This is a genomic window from Crenobacter cavernae, from assembly GCF_003355495.1.
Lineage (GTDB): Bacteria > Pseudomonadota > Gammaproteobacteria > Burkholderiales > Chromobacteriaceae > Crenobacter > Crenobacter cavernae.
The window spans coordinates 975,780-991,074 of record NZ_CP031337.1; the positions used below are offsets into that span (position 1 = coordinate 975,780).

The 15,295-nt window shown below is 68.4% G+C and carries 11 protein-coding genes; 5 read left to right on the forward strand and 6 right to left on the reverse strand.

The annotated features are described in order from the left end of the window. Positions 1–17 precede the first annotated feature (17 nt). Together pgl and zwf are read right to left on the reverse strand one after the other, a co-directional pair. A complete protein-coding gene (gene pgl / locus DWG20_RS04760) occupies positions 18–695 on the reverse strand; it encodes a 6-phosphogluconolactonase (protein WP_115432732.1) in 678 nt (225 codons plus the stop codon). 84 nt (positions 696–779) lie between these two features. After that, complete coding sequence (gene zwf / locus DWG20_RS04765; RefSeq protein WP_115432733.1) at positions 780–2,249, reverse strand: glucose-6-phosphate dehydrogenase; 1,470 nt, start codon at positions 2,247–2,249, stop codon at positions 780–782. Between the two features lie 236 nt (positions 2,250–2,485). Here zwf and edd point away from each other — a divergent pair, with 236 nt between their 5' ends. From edd to DWG20_RS04780, 3 genes are all read left to right on the forward strand, one after another. Next, complete coding sequence (edd, locus tag DWG20_RS04770; protein ID WP_115432734.1) at positions 2,486–4,303, forward strand: phosphogluconate dehydratase; 1,818 nt, start codon at positions 2,486–2,488, stop codon at positions 4,301–4,303. A gap of 10 nt (positions 4,304–4,313) precedes the next feature. Next, a complete protein-coding gene (gene eda / locus DWG20_RS04775) occupies positions 4,314–4,958 on the forward strand; it encodes a bifunctional 4-hydroxy-2-oxoglutarate aldolase/2-dehydro-3-deoxy-phosphogluconate aldolase (protein ID WP_115432735.1) in 645 nt (214 codons plus the stop codon). Positions 4,959–5,061: 103 nt separating this feature from the next. Continuing rightward, the gene (locus tag DWG20_RS04780) at positions 5,062–5,883 is read left to right on the forward strand and encodes an HDOD domain-containing protein (protein ID WP_115432736.1); all 822 of its coding nucleotides are present in this window, start codon (positions 5,062–5,064) and stop codon (positions 5,881–5,883) included. Positions 5,884–5,933: 50 nt separating this feature from the next. Here the strand turns inward: DWG20_RS04780 and DWG20_RS04785 are convergent, their stop codons facing one another. After that, positions 5,934–7,859 carry a ribonuclease catalytic domain-containing protein gene (locus DWG20_RS04785; RefSeq protein ID WP_115432737.1) on the reverse strand — a complete coding sequence of 642 codons (1,926 nt, stop codon included), beginning with the start codon at positions 7,857–7,859 and terminating at the stop codon, positions 5,934–5,936. A 110-nt stretch (positions 7,860–7,969) separates the two neighbouring features. On the opposite strand from DWG20_RS04785, the gene DWG20_RS04790 reads away from it, so the two are divergent. Continuing rightward, positions 7,970–9,574, forward strand: coding sequence for a GGDEF domain-containing protein (locus DWG20_RS04790; protein ID WP_245944770.1), 1,605 nt, complete (start codon positions 7,970–7,972; stop codon positions 9,572–9,574). Between the two features lie 68 nt (positions 9,575–9,642). Here the strand turns inward: DWG20_RS04790 and DWG20_RS04795 are convergent, their stop codons facing one another. Further along, a complete protein-coding gene (locus DWG20_RS04795) occupies positions 9,643–10,419 on the reverse strand; it encodes a DeoR/GlpR family DNA-binding transcription regulator (protein WP_115432738.1) in 777 nt (258 codons plus the stop codon). Positions 10,420–10,625: 206 nt separating this feature from the next. Further along, positions 10,626–12,008: an argininosuccinate lyase gene (argH, locus tag DWG20_RS04800; RefSeq protein WP_115432739.1), complete on the reverse strand. Its 1,383-nt coding sequence runs from the start codon at positions 12,006–12,008 to the stop codon at positions 10,626–10,628. A 148-nt stretch (positions 12,009–12,156) separates the two neighbouring features. Between argH and DWG20_RS04805 the strand changes: the two genes are divergently transcribed. Beyond that, a complete protein-coding gene (locus DWG20_RS04805) occupies positions 12,157–12,462 on the forward strand; it encodes a panthothenate synthetase (protein WP_115432740.1) in 306 nt (101 codons plus the stop codon). 83 nt (positions 12,463–12,545) lie between these two features. Here DWG20_RS04805 and ppc read toward each other — a convergent pair whose 3' ends face one another. Then, positions 12,546–15,254: a phosphoenolpyruvate carboxylase gene (gene ppc / locus DWG20_RS04810; protein WP_115432741.1), complete on the reverse strand. Its 2,709-nt coding sequence runs from the start codon at positions 15,252–15,254 to the stop codon at positions 12,546–12,548. Positions 15,255–15,295: the final 41 nt, after the last annotated feature.

Here is a 15,295-nt window from a genome sequence, read left to right on the forward strand (position 1 = left end):
CGGGGTGTCGGGCCGGGTCATGGCGCCCAGTAGACCTCGAGCGGCGCCTTCGCCTGCTGCACGAAGTAGCTGATCGGCCAGCGGCCGGTCAGCGCCCAGCCCGACGCCTGCACGATCTTCGCCTTCGCGCGGCCCTGGATCGCCAGGTACAGCTTCTCGGCGGTCAACAGGCGCGCGAGCGTCAGCGTGATGCGCTGGTGCGGCGCGTTCGGCGGGGTGACGATGATCGCCGCGTGCGGGTTGTTCTCAGCCAGGCCCTCGTCGGTTTCCGGCGCGTCGGGGAACAGCGAACCGGCGTGGCCATCTTCGCCCATGCCGAACACGACGAGGTCGATCTCGGGCAGCTCGGCGTCGAGCCTGGCGATGTCGGCCTTGGGGTTGGAGGGCTCGGTCACCAGCGGCCAGAAGGTCGCGGCGGCGGCCTTATTCTGCAGCAGGTGGCGGCGCACGAGGCCGGCGTTGCTGTCCTCGTGGCCCTCGTCGACGAGGCGGTCGTCGACCAGCGTGACGGTGACGCGCGACCAGTCTAGCGTCTCGCAAGACAGCGCCTCGAAGAAGGCGACCGGCGAGCGGCCGCCCGGCATCGCGACGGTGACGCGCTCTTGCGTCTCGAGACGCTTGGCCAGTTCGGCGGCGACGGCGCGGGCCAAGGCTTGAGCGGCGTCGTCGGTGGTGTGGAAGGTGTGCCAGTACATTGTTATCTCTCCGTGGCTCGGGCCGCGCGAGGCGCTGCCCGTTTGTGCTTGTCGGCGGGTTTTTCCCGCGTCCGATTTTTATGTTCAGCGCCCGGCGCATTCCTCGTGCCAGGCGTGGCGGTTTTCGTAGAGCAGGCGGCTCGCGGCGGCCGGGCCCCAGCTGCCGGCCGGGTAGGGCGCGGGCGGGGCCGGATCGGCGTCCCACGCCTCAAGGATCGGTTCGACCCAGCGCCACGCCTCGACGCCCTCGTCGCGCCGCATGAACAGCGCGAGGTTGCCGCGGATCGCGTCGAGCAGCAGCCGCTCGTACGCGTCGGCGCGGCGCGCGGCGAAGCGCTTGGTGAAGTCGAGTTCGAGCGCCGCCGACTGCAGCTCCATGCTGTCGCCCGGCGCCTTGGCGAGCACATGGAGCCGGATGTTCTCCTCGGGCTGCAGGTGGATCACCAGCCGGTTGGCGGCGATGCCGCCCGGCGCGGTCGGCAACAGCGCGTGCGGCACGTCGCGAAAGTGGATCACGATCTCGGCGACGCGCTCGGCCAACCTCTTGCCGGTCCTCAGGTAGAACGGCACGTCGGCCCAGCGCCAGTTGTCGATCTCGGCCTTCAGCGCGACGTAGGTCTCGGTGCGGCTGTCGTCGGCGACATGCGCCTCTTCGCGGTAGGCCGGCACCGGCGCGCCGTGCACGCTGCCCGCGGCGTACTGGCCGCGCACCGTCTTGGTTTCGACGTCGCGCGCGCGAAAGCGCCTAAGAGACGTCACCACCTTCAGCTTCTCGTCGCGGATCGCGTCGGCGCCCATGCTCGCCGGCGGCTCCATCGCGACGATGCAGAGCAATTGCAGCAGGTGGTTCTGCACCATGTCGCGCAAGGCGCCGGTCTGCTCGTAGAAGTCGCCGCGCCCCTCGACGCCGAGGTCCTCGGCGATGGTGATCTCGACGTGTTCTACCCACTCGCGCCGCCACAGCGGCTCGAACAGCACATTGCCGAAGCGGATCGCCATCAGGTTCTGCACCGATTCCTTGCCGAGGTAATGGTCGATCCGGTAGACCTGCTCCTCGCGAAAGTGCGCGAGCACCGCGTCGTTGATCGCGTTGGCCGAGGCCAGGTCGTGGCCGAGCGGCTTTTCGAGCACCACGCGCGCGTTCTCGTGGTTGAGGCCGACGGCGGCGAGGCTCTCGCAGATAGTCGCGAACAGCTCGGGCGAGGTCGCGAGGTAAGCCACCAGCACGCGCTTTTCGAGCGCCGGCAGCTTCGCGGCGAGCGCGACGAAGTCTTCGGGCCGGCGCGCGTCGAGCGGTAGGTAGTCGACGCGTGCGAGGAAGGCGTTCCACGACGCGTCGTCGACGGGGGTGCCGATCAGCGGCCGCGCGTGCTCGGAGAGCCAGGCGCGGTAGCCGGCGGCGCCGAAAGGCTTGCGGCCGAGCGCGACGATGCGCCCGTCGGCATGCAGCTGGCCGGCGGCGTCGGCCTGCCACAGCGCCGGGATCAGCTTGCGCATCGCCAGGTCGCCGGTGCCGCCGAACAGCAACAGGTCGAACGCCGGGGTGGCGGACATCGTCTCTCCTCATTCTTGTCGTCGGCGCGCGAGGTCGCCGCGTTTTGCTGTAACTATACTACGCACTCTGCCGCCGCAGCCAAGCGCGACGCGCATGCCAGCCAAAAGCGTTGTACCTCAGGCTACAAAAGACTCTTGACCGTCCGATGACGCGCGCCGCGAAGCGCCCGCCGCTTGCAGCCCAACTGTAGTAAAACTACCATCACAGGATACTCCTCACCCGCTGCGAACCTGCCATGCCGCTCGATCCCCGCCTTGCCGACATCACCGAACGCCTTGTCGAACGCAGCCGCGCGACGCGCAAGGCTTATCTCAATAGGTTGGCCGAGGCCCGCGCCGCCGGCCGCGTCGCGCGCGGCGAACTGTCGTGCACCAACCAGGCGCACGGCTACGCCGGCATGCCCGACGACAGCAAGTTCAAGCTCAAGGTGCTCGAGGCGCCGAACCTCGCGATCGTGTCGTCGTACAACGACGTGCTGTCGGCGCACCAGCCGCTCGACGACTACCCGGACTGGATCAAGGAAGCCGCACGCGAGGCCGGCGCGACCGCGCAGTTCGCCGGCGGCGTGCCGGCAATGTGCGACGGCGTGACGCAGGGCCAGAACGGCATGGAGCTCTCGCTGTTCTCGCGCGACGTGATCGCGATGGCGACAGCCGTCGCGCTCTCCCACCGGCTGTTCGACGGCGTGCTGTACCTCGGCGTGTGCGACAAGATCGTGCCCGGGCTCTTGCTCGGCGCACTGTCCTTCGGCCACCTGCCGGGCGTGTTCGTGCCGGGCGGGCCGATGCCGACCGGTATGGCCAACGCCGACAAGGCGCTGGTGCGCGAGCGCTACGCGAAGGGCGAGATCGGGCCGGACGCGCTCTTGGATTCGGAGATGCGCTCCTACCACGCGCCGGGCACCTGTACCTTCTACGGCACCGCCAACTCGAACCAGATGCTGCTCGAGGCGATGGGGCTGATGCTGCCGGGCGCCGCCTTCGTGCCGCCGGGCACGCCACTGCGCGAGGCGCTGACGCGCGAATCGGCGCGGACCGCCGCGCGGCTGGCGGGCTCGGCGGTGGGCCTGGGCGAAATGGTCGACGAGAAGGCGATCGTCAACGCGGTGGTCGCCTTGCTCGCGACCGGCGGCTCGACCAACCACACGCTGCACTGGGTCGCGATCGCGCGCGCCGCCGGCATCCAGCTGACCTGGGACGACTACGCCGAACTGTCGGCGATCACGCCGCTCGTCACGCGCGTCTACCCGAACGGCGACGCCGACATCAACGCCTTCCACGACGCCGGCGGCACCGGCTGGCTGATCCGCGACCTGCTCGACGCCGGCCTCTTGCACCCGGACGTCGCGACCGTCGCAGGCTCCGGCCTCGCCGCCTACACGCGCGCGCCGCGGCTAAAGGACGGCCAGCTCGAATGGCACGCCGCACCGCAGCAAAGCGGCGATACCAGCGTATTGAGAAGCGCCGCCGACCCGTTCGACCAAGAAGGCGGCCTCAGGCTCGTCGCCGGCAACGTCGGCCGGGCGATCGTGAAGACGTCGGCGGTCGCGCCCGACAAGCGCGCGGTGACCGCGCCGGCGCTGGTGTTTTCGAGCCAGGAAGCGATGCTCGCGGCCTTCCGCGCCGGGCAGCTCGAGCGCGACTTCATCGCCGTGCTGCCGTTCCAGGGCCCGCGCGCCAACGGCATGCCCGAGCTGCACGCGCTGACGCCGGCGCTGTCGGTGCTGCAAAAGGCCGGCCACCAGGTCGCGCTCGTGACCGACGGACGCATGTCGGGCGCGTCGGGCAAGGTACCGGCGGCGATCCACGTCTGCCCCGAGGCGCAGGCCGGCGGCGGCATCGCGAAGATCCGCGACGGCGACCTGATCCGGCTCGACCCGGACAAGGGCGTGCTCGAGGTGCTCGTCGACGCGGCAGACTGGGCGGCACGGCCTCCGGGCTCGGCCAACCTCGCGTCGCACCATTACGGCGTCGGGCGCGAACTGTTCGCCGGTTTCAGGCAGCTAGCGTCGGCGGCCGAGGACGGCGCGACGAGCTTCGGCGGCGCTTTTTGAGAGGTATCGGATGGACAGCTTCACCCTGCTCACACTGGGCCCGGTCGTGCCGGTGATCGTGCTCACCGACGCCGGCGTCGCGCCGGAACTCGGCGCCGCGCTCGTCGCAGGCGGCATCAAGGTGCTCGAGGTCACGCTGCGCACCAAGGCGGCGCTGGCCGCGGTCAGAAGGCTGAGGGAGGAAGTGCCCGACGCGATCGTCGGCGCCGGCACGGTGCGCAACCGTGCGCACCTCGAGGCGGCGCTCGAGGCCGGCGCGCAGTTCGCGGTCAGCCCGGGGCTCACGCCGGAACTGGCGGCGGCCGCGCGCGGCGCGCGCGTGCCGTTCATCCCGGGTGTCGCGACGCCGTCCGAGGCGATGCGCGCCGAGGATGAGGGCTTTTCGGTGCAAAAATTATTTCCGGCCGAGTCGGTCGGCGGTATCAAGCTGTTGCAAGCGATGGCGAGCCCGCTGCCCGAGCTGCGCTTCTGCCCGACCGGCGGCATCCACGCCGGCAACGCGGGCGCCTACCTCGCGCTGCCCAACGTGCTGGCGGTCGGCGGTTCGTGGCTGACGCCCGAGCCCCTGATCGCCGCGCGCGACTGGGCCGGCATCACGCGGCTCGCCGAAGCGGCCGCCGCGCTGCGCCGCGTCGCGATAAATGCATCTCAATAGGCAATAAAGATGCGTATAGCAATTTTAAAAGAATAATTCTGCTGGCCTCCCCGGTGCCGGGTTCTATGCTCAAACAGCACCGCCCACCACAGGGGAACGCATCATGCAGGCCTCAGAACTCTTCGAACTCACGCAGAACCGCTTGCCCACCGTGCCCAAGGTGGTGCAGGAGCTGATCGCCAGTCTGCAGAACGAATCGGTCAGCTACGACAAGGTCGTCGACATGCTGGCCCACGACCAGGTGCTGACGGCGAGGGTGCTGCGCCTTGCCAACTCGGCGCACTCCGGCGGCCATCGCAGGGTCGGTTCGCTCGACGACGCCGTGCTGCTGTTGGGCTTTAACAAGCTGCGCGTCCTCGTCATCGCGTCGGGCTTGGCCGGCACGACGATCAAGGTGCCGGGATTCGATATGCAGGGCTTCTGGCGACGCAGCTTCGAAGTGGCGAACACCGCGCGCCGCCTCGCGCGCGCCGCCGGGCTAGACGAGTCGCAGGCAGCGATCTGCGGCCTGTTGGCCAATATCGGCGAGCTGGTGCTGCACGTCGGGCTGCCCGCCGAGGCATTGAAGATCGACAAGGTCGTCGCCAGCGGCGCCGACCGCGTCTCGACCGAGCGGATCATGCTCGGCATGGACCTGACCGAGGTCGGCGCCGAGCTGGCCCGGTGCTGGCATTTCCCCGACGCGATCCACCAGGCGATCCTGTTCCAGCACTCGCCGCAGGACGCGCCCGGCTCGCTCTACGCGTCTCTGCTCGCGCTGGCCAACCACATCGTCGCCGGCTACAACAGCGGCATCGGCGAGGACGAGATGGCCGCGATGCTGCCCGGCCGCCTGCTCGTCGCGCTCGGGCTGCCGCAACAGACGCTGACCGCGCTCTTGCCCGAGCTCAAAAGTACCAGCACGACGACCGACGAATGGCTGTAGCGCAAAAAAAGCTCGGCCAACCGGCCGAGCTTTTTTGCGGACAGGCGCGCTCAGTGGCCGCTGTGCGACGGCGCACCGACCGCCTCGCCGGCGGCCTCGTCGTCCTGCTCGTCCTGCGGCACCTGGTCCTCGTGGCCGACCTTGCCCAGGAACCTGAGCTCGATCTCGCCGGCCAGCTCGTCGATGCGCACGATGCCGAGGCGGATCTTGTCGCCCGACGCCAGCTCGGGCAGGCCGGGCAGCCTGAGGCGCATCGGCAGGCCGTCGAGGCGCACCAGGTCTTCCTTGATATAGGTCGCGGTCGGCTCGGTGACGCCCTCCTGGCCGAACCAGCGCAGGCACCAGAAGTGCTCCATCTTGTCCTGGAAGCCCAGGTAGGCGCTGTACGCGGCATCGAAGTCGCGCAGGATGCCGAACAGGTTCGCGCTGCCCTGCTCGAATTGCGGCTGCTCGTTCCGGATCATCGCGGTCAGCTGGCGCTGGTTGACGAAATCGCTGGCGCGGCGCAAGGGCGAGGTGCTCCACGCGTACTGTGCGACGCCGAGGCCGACGTGCGGCTCGGCGCGGGTCGTCATCCTGACCTTGCCGGCGGTCTGCGCGCGGTACAGCGCCGGGATGTCGGCCTCGGCCAGCATGCGGCCCCACTCGCTGTTGGCGAGGATCATCAGCTCGGACACCAGCTTGTCCATCGGCGCGCCGCGGCGGCGGGTGGAGATGACCACCTTGCCGTCGACGACGGCGAAGTTGTAGTCCTGCTGAACCGGACGGGTCGGGTCGTACTTGCCGCGGCGTTTCTCGAGCGCAACGGCAAATTGCCACAGCCAGACGAGTTCAGTCTTGAAAGCGTAGTCCGGACCGAAGCCGGGCTCGGCCAACGTCTGCTCGTTGAACACCGCCTCGAGCGCGTCGTGGCGCAGGTTGGCGGCGATCGGCACGAGTTCGACGCGATTCTCGAAAGAAACGGGGTTGAGGTCGGCGTCGACCTCGACGTAGAGGCTGACCGCCGGGCAGTCGCGGCCGGCCTCCAGCGTGAACGCCTGCACCAGCTCGTCCGGCAGCATGGTGATCTTGTCGCCGGGGAAGTAGACGGTCGACAGCCGGTTGAGCACCAGCTTCTCGATCGAGCTGTCCGCCGCGATGCCGAGCGTCGGCGCGGCGATGTGGATGCCGACGCGTTTGTTGCCGTTAGGCAGCTCGGTCACCGACAGCGCGTCGTCGATCTCGGTGGTCGCCGCGTCGTCGATCGAGAACGCCGCGACCTCGGCGCGCGCGAGGTCCGCCGGCCATTCGGGCACTGGCAGCGCGGGGAAGCCGGCGCCACGCGGGAAGTGCTCCATCAGGAAGCCGGCCATCAGGTAGGCGGGCACCGACGGGATGCCGCCCAGACGCTCGGCCAACCTCAAGGGCGCGACGCTGGCCGCGCGCGCGGCGGCGTCGAAGGCCTTGAATTCGATCGTGTTCTTGTCCGGGCGGTGCAACAGTTCCATCAATTTGACGCGGATCGCGTCGGGCAGGTCGCCGGCCAGCATCGCCGCGACCCATTCGTCGATCTGCGCCTGCTCGCGCTTCTTCTTCTCGATGCCGGCCAGCGCGGCCTTCAGCGCGTCTTCCGGCGCCGCCTTGAAGCGGCCCTTGCCCTTCTTGTAGAAGTACATCGGCGCGCCGTAGATGCGCATCATCAGCGCCGCCGCCTCGATCGCGGTCGGCGCGTGGCCGAAGTAATCGGCGCCGAGCGTCTGGTAGTCGAACTCATCGTCGCCCGCCACTTCCCACAGGAAGTCGATGTCGATGTCGGCGGCGAGCGCCTCGGCCGCCGGCAGGAAGTCGTTCAGCGCGCTCGTGAATTCGACCAGCACGTTGGCCACCTTGATCTTGGCGCGCTTGCCGTGCTGGGTATCGACCTGCAGGCTGGCGTCGTTCTTCGACACCACGCTGCCCACCTTGAAACTGCCGCTCTCTTCGTAAAAGACGTTCATCCGCACACCCCAATCCGTAGCCGGCGATTATAGCAGTTCGGCCTTGCCGCACTGACGGCGATCGTCGCCATCGATTATGATGCCGAAGTCATTTATCGCCGGAGGCCTTCATGCGCCCGACCTTGGCCGCCACCCCGGCCGCCTTCCAGCGCGTCGCGCGCGAACTCGACCGGCAGGGCGCCGAGCTCGTCACCGCCTGGGACGCTCTGCGCGCCGCCCACGTGCTGTCGCTGGCCGACGATCTGCGCGAACGGGCCGAACAGGAACGCGCGACCGAACTCGAACAGGCGGCACTGGCGCTCGCGCGGCTGCTGCGCTGCTGGGTCGAACGCGGCGCGCCGGCCGAGGCCGACAGGCGGCGCCTGCTGCTGCGCGAGCTGACGCTCGCCACCCAGCTCGCGGTGATGCCCCACCTGGGCCGCGAAGCCGCCACCGGCCCGGTGCTGAGCATCCCGTTCGAGGCACCGCACCGCGTCGTGTTCGGCATGCCGGCGCTACTCCTGAATGCCTTGCCGCTGGCGCAGCTCGCCTGTTACGGCTTCGAGCCGGTCACCGTCAGCCGCCCGGCGGAACTGGAGGCCGCGCTGGCCGAGGGCGAGACGCAGGCGCTGGTCGTCTACAGCGAATTCTCCGAGCACGATTCGTGGCGGCGCGCCGCCGAGACCTGGTCGCGCCGCGTGCCGGTCTACTTCGTGTCGGCGCGGCGCGACTTCGACGCGCGTCTGGCTACGGTGCGCGCTGGTGGCGCCGGCCTTTTGAGCTGGCCGCTGGCCGCGCACGAGCTGGTCGACGCGCTCAACCACGGCGACAACGCGACGCAGCGCGACCCCTTGCGCGTGCTGATCGTCGAGGACATGGGCTCGCTCGCCCACCTGTACGCCGGCGTGCTCGCCGACTATGGCCTTACGACGCGCATCGTCACGCAGCCGCACGAGGTGCCCGACGCGATCGACGCCTTCCGCCCCGACCTGATCCTGATGGACATGTACATGCCCGGCTGCGACGGGCTGGAGCTGGCGCGCGTGATCCGCCAGCAGCGCCTGCTCGACGGCATCCCCATCCTGTTCCTGTCGGTCGAAAAGCAACGCGACATCCAGCTCGACACGCTAGCCTGGGGCGTCGAGGGCTTCCTGACCAAGCCGGTGCAGAGCGACGAGCTGGTGATGAACGTCATCACCCGCGCGCGCCGCTACCGCAAGCTGCGCTCCTACATCGCGACCGACAGCCTGACCGGCCTGTTGAACCACTCGCACCTGTACGGCCAGCTCGAAGTCGAACTGCAGCGCGCGCTGCGCGAACAGCGCCCTCTCGCGGTCGCGATGATAGACCTCGACGGTTTCAAGGCGGTCAACGACACGCACGGCCACCAGGTCGGCGACACGGTGCTGGTGACGCTGGCGCGCTTCCTGAAGGAGCGGCGGCGCAGCGGCGACCTGATCGGCCGCTACGGCGGCGAGGAGTTCGCGCTGGTGCTGCCCGACACCGACGAGCACGACGCCTGCGAGCGGCTCGACGCGCTGCGCGACGCGTTCTCGCGCCTGGAGCAGGCGAGCGGCCACGGCCGCTTCCGCCAGACCTTCAGCGCCGGCGTCAGCTCGCTCGCGTCGGCCAAAACGGCGACCGAACTCGTGCGTCAGGCCGACACCATGCTGTACCGCGCCAAGGGCGCCGGCCGCAACCGCGTGCTCGGCTGGCAGGGCTCGGCCAAGCTTTAGCGGCCCGCTAGACGCAAAAAAAAAAGCCGGAGACGCGTCTCCGGCTTTTTTCATCCCGCGGCACCGCCTCAGATCGGCAGCGGCTCGGCCAGGTGGATGTGCACGCCGAGGTCGTCGAGCAGCTTCTTCAGCGCCTCGGGCGGCTGCGCATCGGTGAACAGTTCGTTGAACTCGGACACGTGGCCCATGCGCACCAGCGCGTTGCGGCCGAACTTGCTGTGGTCGGCGGCGAGGAAGCGGTGGCGCGCGTTGCCCATCATCGCCTGCGCGACGCGCACCTCGCGGTAGTCGAAGTCGAGCAGCGAACCGTCGGTCTCGATGCCGGCGACGCCGAGCACCGCGTAGTCGACCTTGAACTGGTTGATGAAGTCCAAGGTCGCCACGCCGGTGATGCCGCCGTCGGACGCGCGCACGACGCCCGAGGTGATCATCACGGTGAAGTCGGCGTTGGCCGACAGGATCGACGCGACGTGGATGTTGTTAGTGATGACCCTCAGCCCCTTGTGGCTCTGCGCCAGCGCCTGCGCGACCGCCTCGATCGTCGTGCCTATGCTCATGAACAGCGACGCGTGGTCGGGGATGCTCTCGGCGATCATGTCGGCGATGTGCGCCTTCTCGCTCTGGAACTTGCCCTTACGCGCGAAGTAGTCCTCGTTCTCGACGCTGTTGCCGAGCGCTGCGCCGCCGTGATAGCGGCGAAGCAGGTTGGCCTCGCACAGCTGGTTGATGTCGCGCCGGATCGTCTGCGGCGTCACGTCGAGCAGGCGCGCCAGTTCCTCGATCGGCATAAAGCCATTCTCTCGTACCAGCTGCAGGATGCGGTCGTGCCGGGGGGAGCGGTTCATCTTGGTTCGGATCCGAAAATAATGCCTCTGTCTTTACCATGTTTTTCCGCCAATGAGCAAATCGCGACCGGAAATGAAGCGCCCGCACGACGTTTTTTTGACTTTGCTGCCAAGCAACATGACAAACGGAAATTCTGCGGCGCTCCGGAAGCAAAACGCCCCGACGAATCGGGGCGTTTTCCGCAGGCTCGGCCGGCCGGGGCGATTTATTGCGCGAGGCGCGCGCGGTGGCGCGCGATCTGCGCGCGCACCTGCTTCGGCGCGGTGCCACCGACATGGTCGCGCTGCGCGAGCGAGCCTTCCGGCGTCAGCACGGCGAACACGTCGTCGTCGATCAGCGCGGAAAATTCACGCAACTTGTCGAGGCTGAGGTCGGCGATGTCGACGCCCTGCGTCTCGGCGTAGCGCACCGCCAGCGCGACGACTTCGTGGCTGTCGCGGAACGGCAGGCCTTTCTTGACGAGATAGTCGGCCAGATCGGTCGCGGTCGCGAAGCCCTGCAGCACGGCGGCGCGCATCGCGTCTTTCTTCACGGTGATGCCGCGCATCATGTCGGCGTAGATGCGCAGCGTGTCGATCAGCGTGTCGGCCGTGTCGAACAGCGGTTCCTTGTCTTCCTGATTGTCCTTGTTGTACGCGAGCGGCTGCGACTTCATCAGCGTGATCAGGCCCATCAGGTGGCCGACCACGCGCCCCGACTTGCCGCGCACCAGTTCCGGCACGTCCGGGTTCTTCTTCTGCGGCATGATCGAAGAGCCGGTGCAGAAGCGGTCGGCGATGTCGATGAAGCCGACACGCGGGCTCATCCACAGGATCAGCTCTTCTGACAGGCGGCTCAAGTGCACCATGACGAGCGACGCGGCGGCGGTGAATTCGATCGCGAAGTCGCGGTCGGATACCGCGTCGAGCGAGTTCTGGCACACGTCGTCGAAGCCGAGCAGCTCGGCGGTGCGCAGGCGGTTGATCGGGAAGGTCGTGCCGGCCAGCGCGGCCGAGCCCAGCGGCAGGCGGTTCACGCGTTTTCTCACGTCTGCCATGCGCTCGGCGTCGCGCGCGAGCATCTCGACGTAGGCCAGCATGTGGTGGCCGAAGGTCACCGGCTGGGCGACCTGCAGGTGGGTGAAGCCCGGCATCACGGTGTCGGCGTTCGCGTCGGCCAGGTCGACTAGGCTCAGTTGCAGCTCTTCGAGGTGGCCGACGATGGCGTCGATCGTCGCGCGCAGCCACAGGCGGATGTCGGTCGCGACCTGGTCGTTGCGGCTGCGGCCGGTGTGCAGGCGCTTGCCGGCGTCGCCGATCTTGTCGGTCAGACGGCGCTCGACGTTCATGTGCACGTCTTCGAGGTCGACGCTCCAGTCGAAGCGGTTCGCGCGGATGTCGTCGAGGATCTCGGCCATGCCGTTCTGGATCGCGGCGAGGTCGTCTGCGGACAGCACGCCCGCTTCCGACAGCATCTGCGCGTGCGCGAGCGAGCCGGCGATGTCGAATTCGGCCAGGCGTTTGTCGAAGTTGACCGAGGCGGTGTAGGTCTTCACCAGTTCCGTAACCGGCTCGGTGAAGCGGCCGGACCAGGCGTGTGCGTCTTGCATGGGATTACCCGAGGCTGAGTTGATTCGAGACCGATTATACGGAAAACACCACCGCGCGTGATCTTGTGGACGCCCGGCCGCGGGGCTATAGCTGGGTAGCCGGATGGCACCGGACAGACGATGCCGCCAACCCACGAGGAGAGAAGCCATGCGTATGCTCCTGACAGTCCATATCCCCCACGAACCCTTCAACCAATCGGTGCGCGACGGCGCGGCGGGCGATGTCATCAACCAGATCCTGGAGGCGACAGAGCCGCAGCAGGCGTTTTTCACCGAACAGAACGGCCTGCGCACGGTGATGCTGATCATCGAAGTGAACGAGGCGCACGAGATTCCGCGCTTTGCCGAGCCGTGGTTCCTGAAGTTCGACGCCGACTGCGAATTCCGCATCCTGATGGACGCGCAGGACCTCAAGAAGGCCGACCTCGCCGCGCTCGGCAGCCAATGGGCGTAGCGCGGGTTCGGGAATCAAGGCGCAACAAAAAAAGGTTGGCCGAGCGAGCTCGGCCAACCTTTTTGTCGTGACGCGACGTCGCCTCAGCCGCTGTTGCGCAGACCGGTCGCGATGCCGTTGATCGTCAGGTGGGTCGCGGTCAGCACCTCGGCGTCGGCCGGCTCGGCGCGCAGCCGGCGCAGCAGTTCGACCTGCAGCAGGTTCAGCGCGTTCAGGTAGGGCAGGCGCGTGTCCAGGCTGCGCGACAGCGCGGCGTTCGCCTCCAGCAACTTGGCCTGGCCGGTGATCGCGTGGAAGGCGTTCAGCGTCTTCTGCCACTCGCCCTCGATGCGCGCGAACAGCGCGTCCGACAGCGGGCCGTCGGTGACCAGGCTGGCGTAGCGGCGCGCGATGGAAAGATCGGCCTTGGCCAGCACCTGCTCCATGTTCGACAGCATCACCTGGAAGAATGGCGACGCGCGGTACAGCCGCTGCAGCCGCTCGAGGCCGGCCTCGCCGTGGCGTGCGAGGAAGGCGGCGACGGCCGAGCCGACGCCGTACCAGCCGGGCAGCATCACTCGCGACTGCGACCACGAGAACACCCACGGAATCGCCCTGAGGTCCTTGATGCTAGCCAGCCCCTTGCGCGACGCCGGACGGCTGCCGATGTTGAGCTTGGCGATCTCGTTGATCGGCGTCGCCGCCAGGAAGTACTGCATGAAGCCCGGACTCTCTACCAGTTCGCGGTAGGCGACGAACGCGTCGCTCGACAGCTCGTCGAACACGCCCTCGTCGCTGGCGTCGACCTGGTGCTCGGTCAGCGTCGCTTCCAGCGTCGCGGCGACCAGCGCCTCCAGGTGGCCGGCGCCGATGTCCTGGTCGGCGTATTTCGACGAGATCACCTCGCCCTGCTCGGTGATGCGGATGCGGCCGGCGACGCTGCCGGTCGGCTGCGCCATGATCGCCTCGAACGACGGGCCGCCGCCGCGGCCGACCGAGCCGCCGCGGCCGTGGAACAGCTGCAGCTTGACGCCGGCCTTGTCGAACGACGCGACCAGGCGCTTTTCCGCTTGATAGAGCTCCCACTGGCTGGTGAAGTAGCCGCCGTCCTTGTTGCTGTCCGAGTAGCCGAGCATCACTTCCTGCACGTTGCCGCGGCTCTTCAACAGCTCCCTATACCACGGCTGCGCGAACAGCGCGTCCATCACGTCGGCCGAGCCTTGCAGGTCGGCGATGGTCTCGAACAGCGGCACCAGATTCAGCCGCGACACCGCGCGGCCGGCGTCGTCGAGCCGGATCAGCCCGGTTTCCTTGCCGATCAGCGCCAAGGCGAGCACGTCGCTGACCGACGCACAGTTGGAGATGATGCTCTGGCGGATCGCGTCGAGGCCGAACTGCTCCTGGACCTTGGCCGCCTCGCGGAAGATCGCCAGCTCCTTGCTGGTCTCGTCGCTGTAGTGCACGTACGGCGAGTACAGCAGGCGCGGCGTCGCCAGTTCGCGGCTCAGCACGCGCACGCGCGCCGCCTCGTCGAGCGCCGCGTATTCCTCGAGCCCGGCGCGGGCGAACAGCTCGCCGACCACGCCGGCGTGGATCGCCGCGTGCTGGCGCAGGTCGACCGGCATCAGGAAGAAGCCGAACACGTCGACCGCGCGGATCAGCCGGCCCAGGCGTCCGTCGGCGAGCACACCGCTGCCGTGCGCATTCAGCGACGCGGCGAGCAAGGACAGGTCGGCGTGGAAGGCGTGGTGGTCGAGGTAGGGTTCGGACGCCGGGTAGCGGCCGCCGGCCGGCAGGCCGGTCGCCTTCGCGCTGCCCGACAGGCGCGCCTCGATGGTCGCCAGCGCGAGGCGGTACGGTTCTTCGCGGCGGCTCTCGGCGACGTCGGGCGACGCCTCGGCCAACCTTTTCACGCCTTCGCTGACCTCGACGCGGCGCGCCGACAGCGACAGCTCGCGGTACAGGCCGGCCAGCTCGGCGAAGTAGTGGCCGAACGCGACCTCGGCCTGGCGCGTGAACGCGAGGCGCAGCACGGTCGCGTCGACGTTGGGGTTGCCGTCGCGGTCGCCGCCGATCCAGCTGCCAACGCGGACAAACGACGGCAGTTCCGGCGTCTCGCCGAACGCGTCTTTCACGCGGCGGCCGAGGCGCTCGTACAGCGTCGGCAATGCCTGGAAGAAGGTCAGCTTGTGGTAGGCGACGCCGTTCTCGATCTCGTCGCTGACGGTCAGCTTGAAGTGGCGGATCTCCGACGTCTGCCACAGCGCGAGGACGACGCGCTTCAGCTTGGCCATCAGCTCGGCCTCGTCCTCGGCGGTGAGTTCCGGCCAGTGCAGGCGCGTCAGGAAGCGGCGCACCGCGCGGTGCGCGTCGAGCACGCTCTGGCGCTGCACCTCGGTCGGGTGCGCGGTCAGCACCGGCACGACGCTCGCCTCGGACAGCACCTCGTTAAGGCGCGAGAAGCCGACGCCGTCCTGCTTGATGCGCATCAGCGCGCGCTCGAGGCTGCCCGCGCGCGGCGAGGTATCGGCGCGGCGCTCGGCGCGGTCGAGCCGCGTGTGGTGCAGGTCTTCGGCGATGTTGAACAGCTGGCTGTAGAAGCCGCACGCGCGCACCAAGGCGCTCGCCGCGACCGGCGTCAGGCGGCCGAGCATGGCCGCCGCGTCGCCGCTGCCGCCGAGCGCCGGGATCGTCTTCAACTCTTGATAAACGTGCTCGCCTTCCTGCTCGAGCAGGATCTCGGCGAGCAGCGCGTCCAGCCGCGCGAGGTCGAGCTTGAAGGGGAGGTCTCTGTCCTGGTCTTCTTGAGTCATTACCGTTTTCCTGAATGGGATGGCTTCGAATTTTTTCTTAT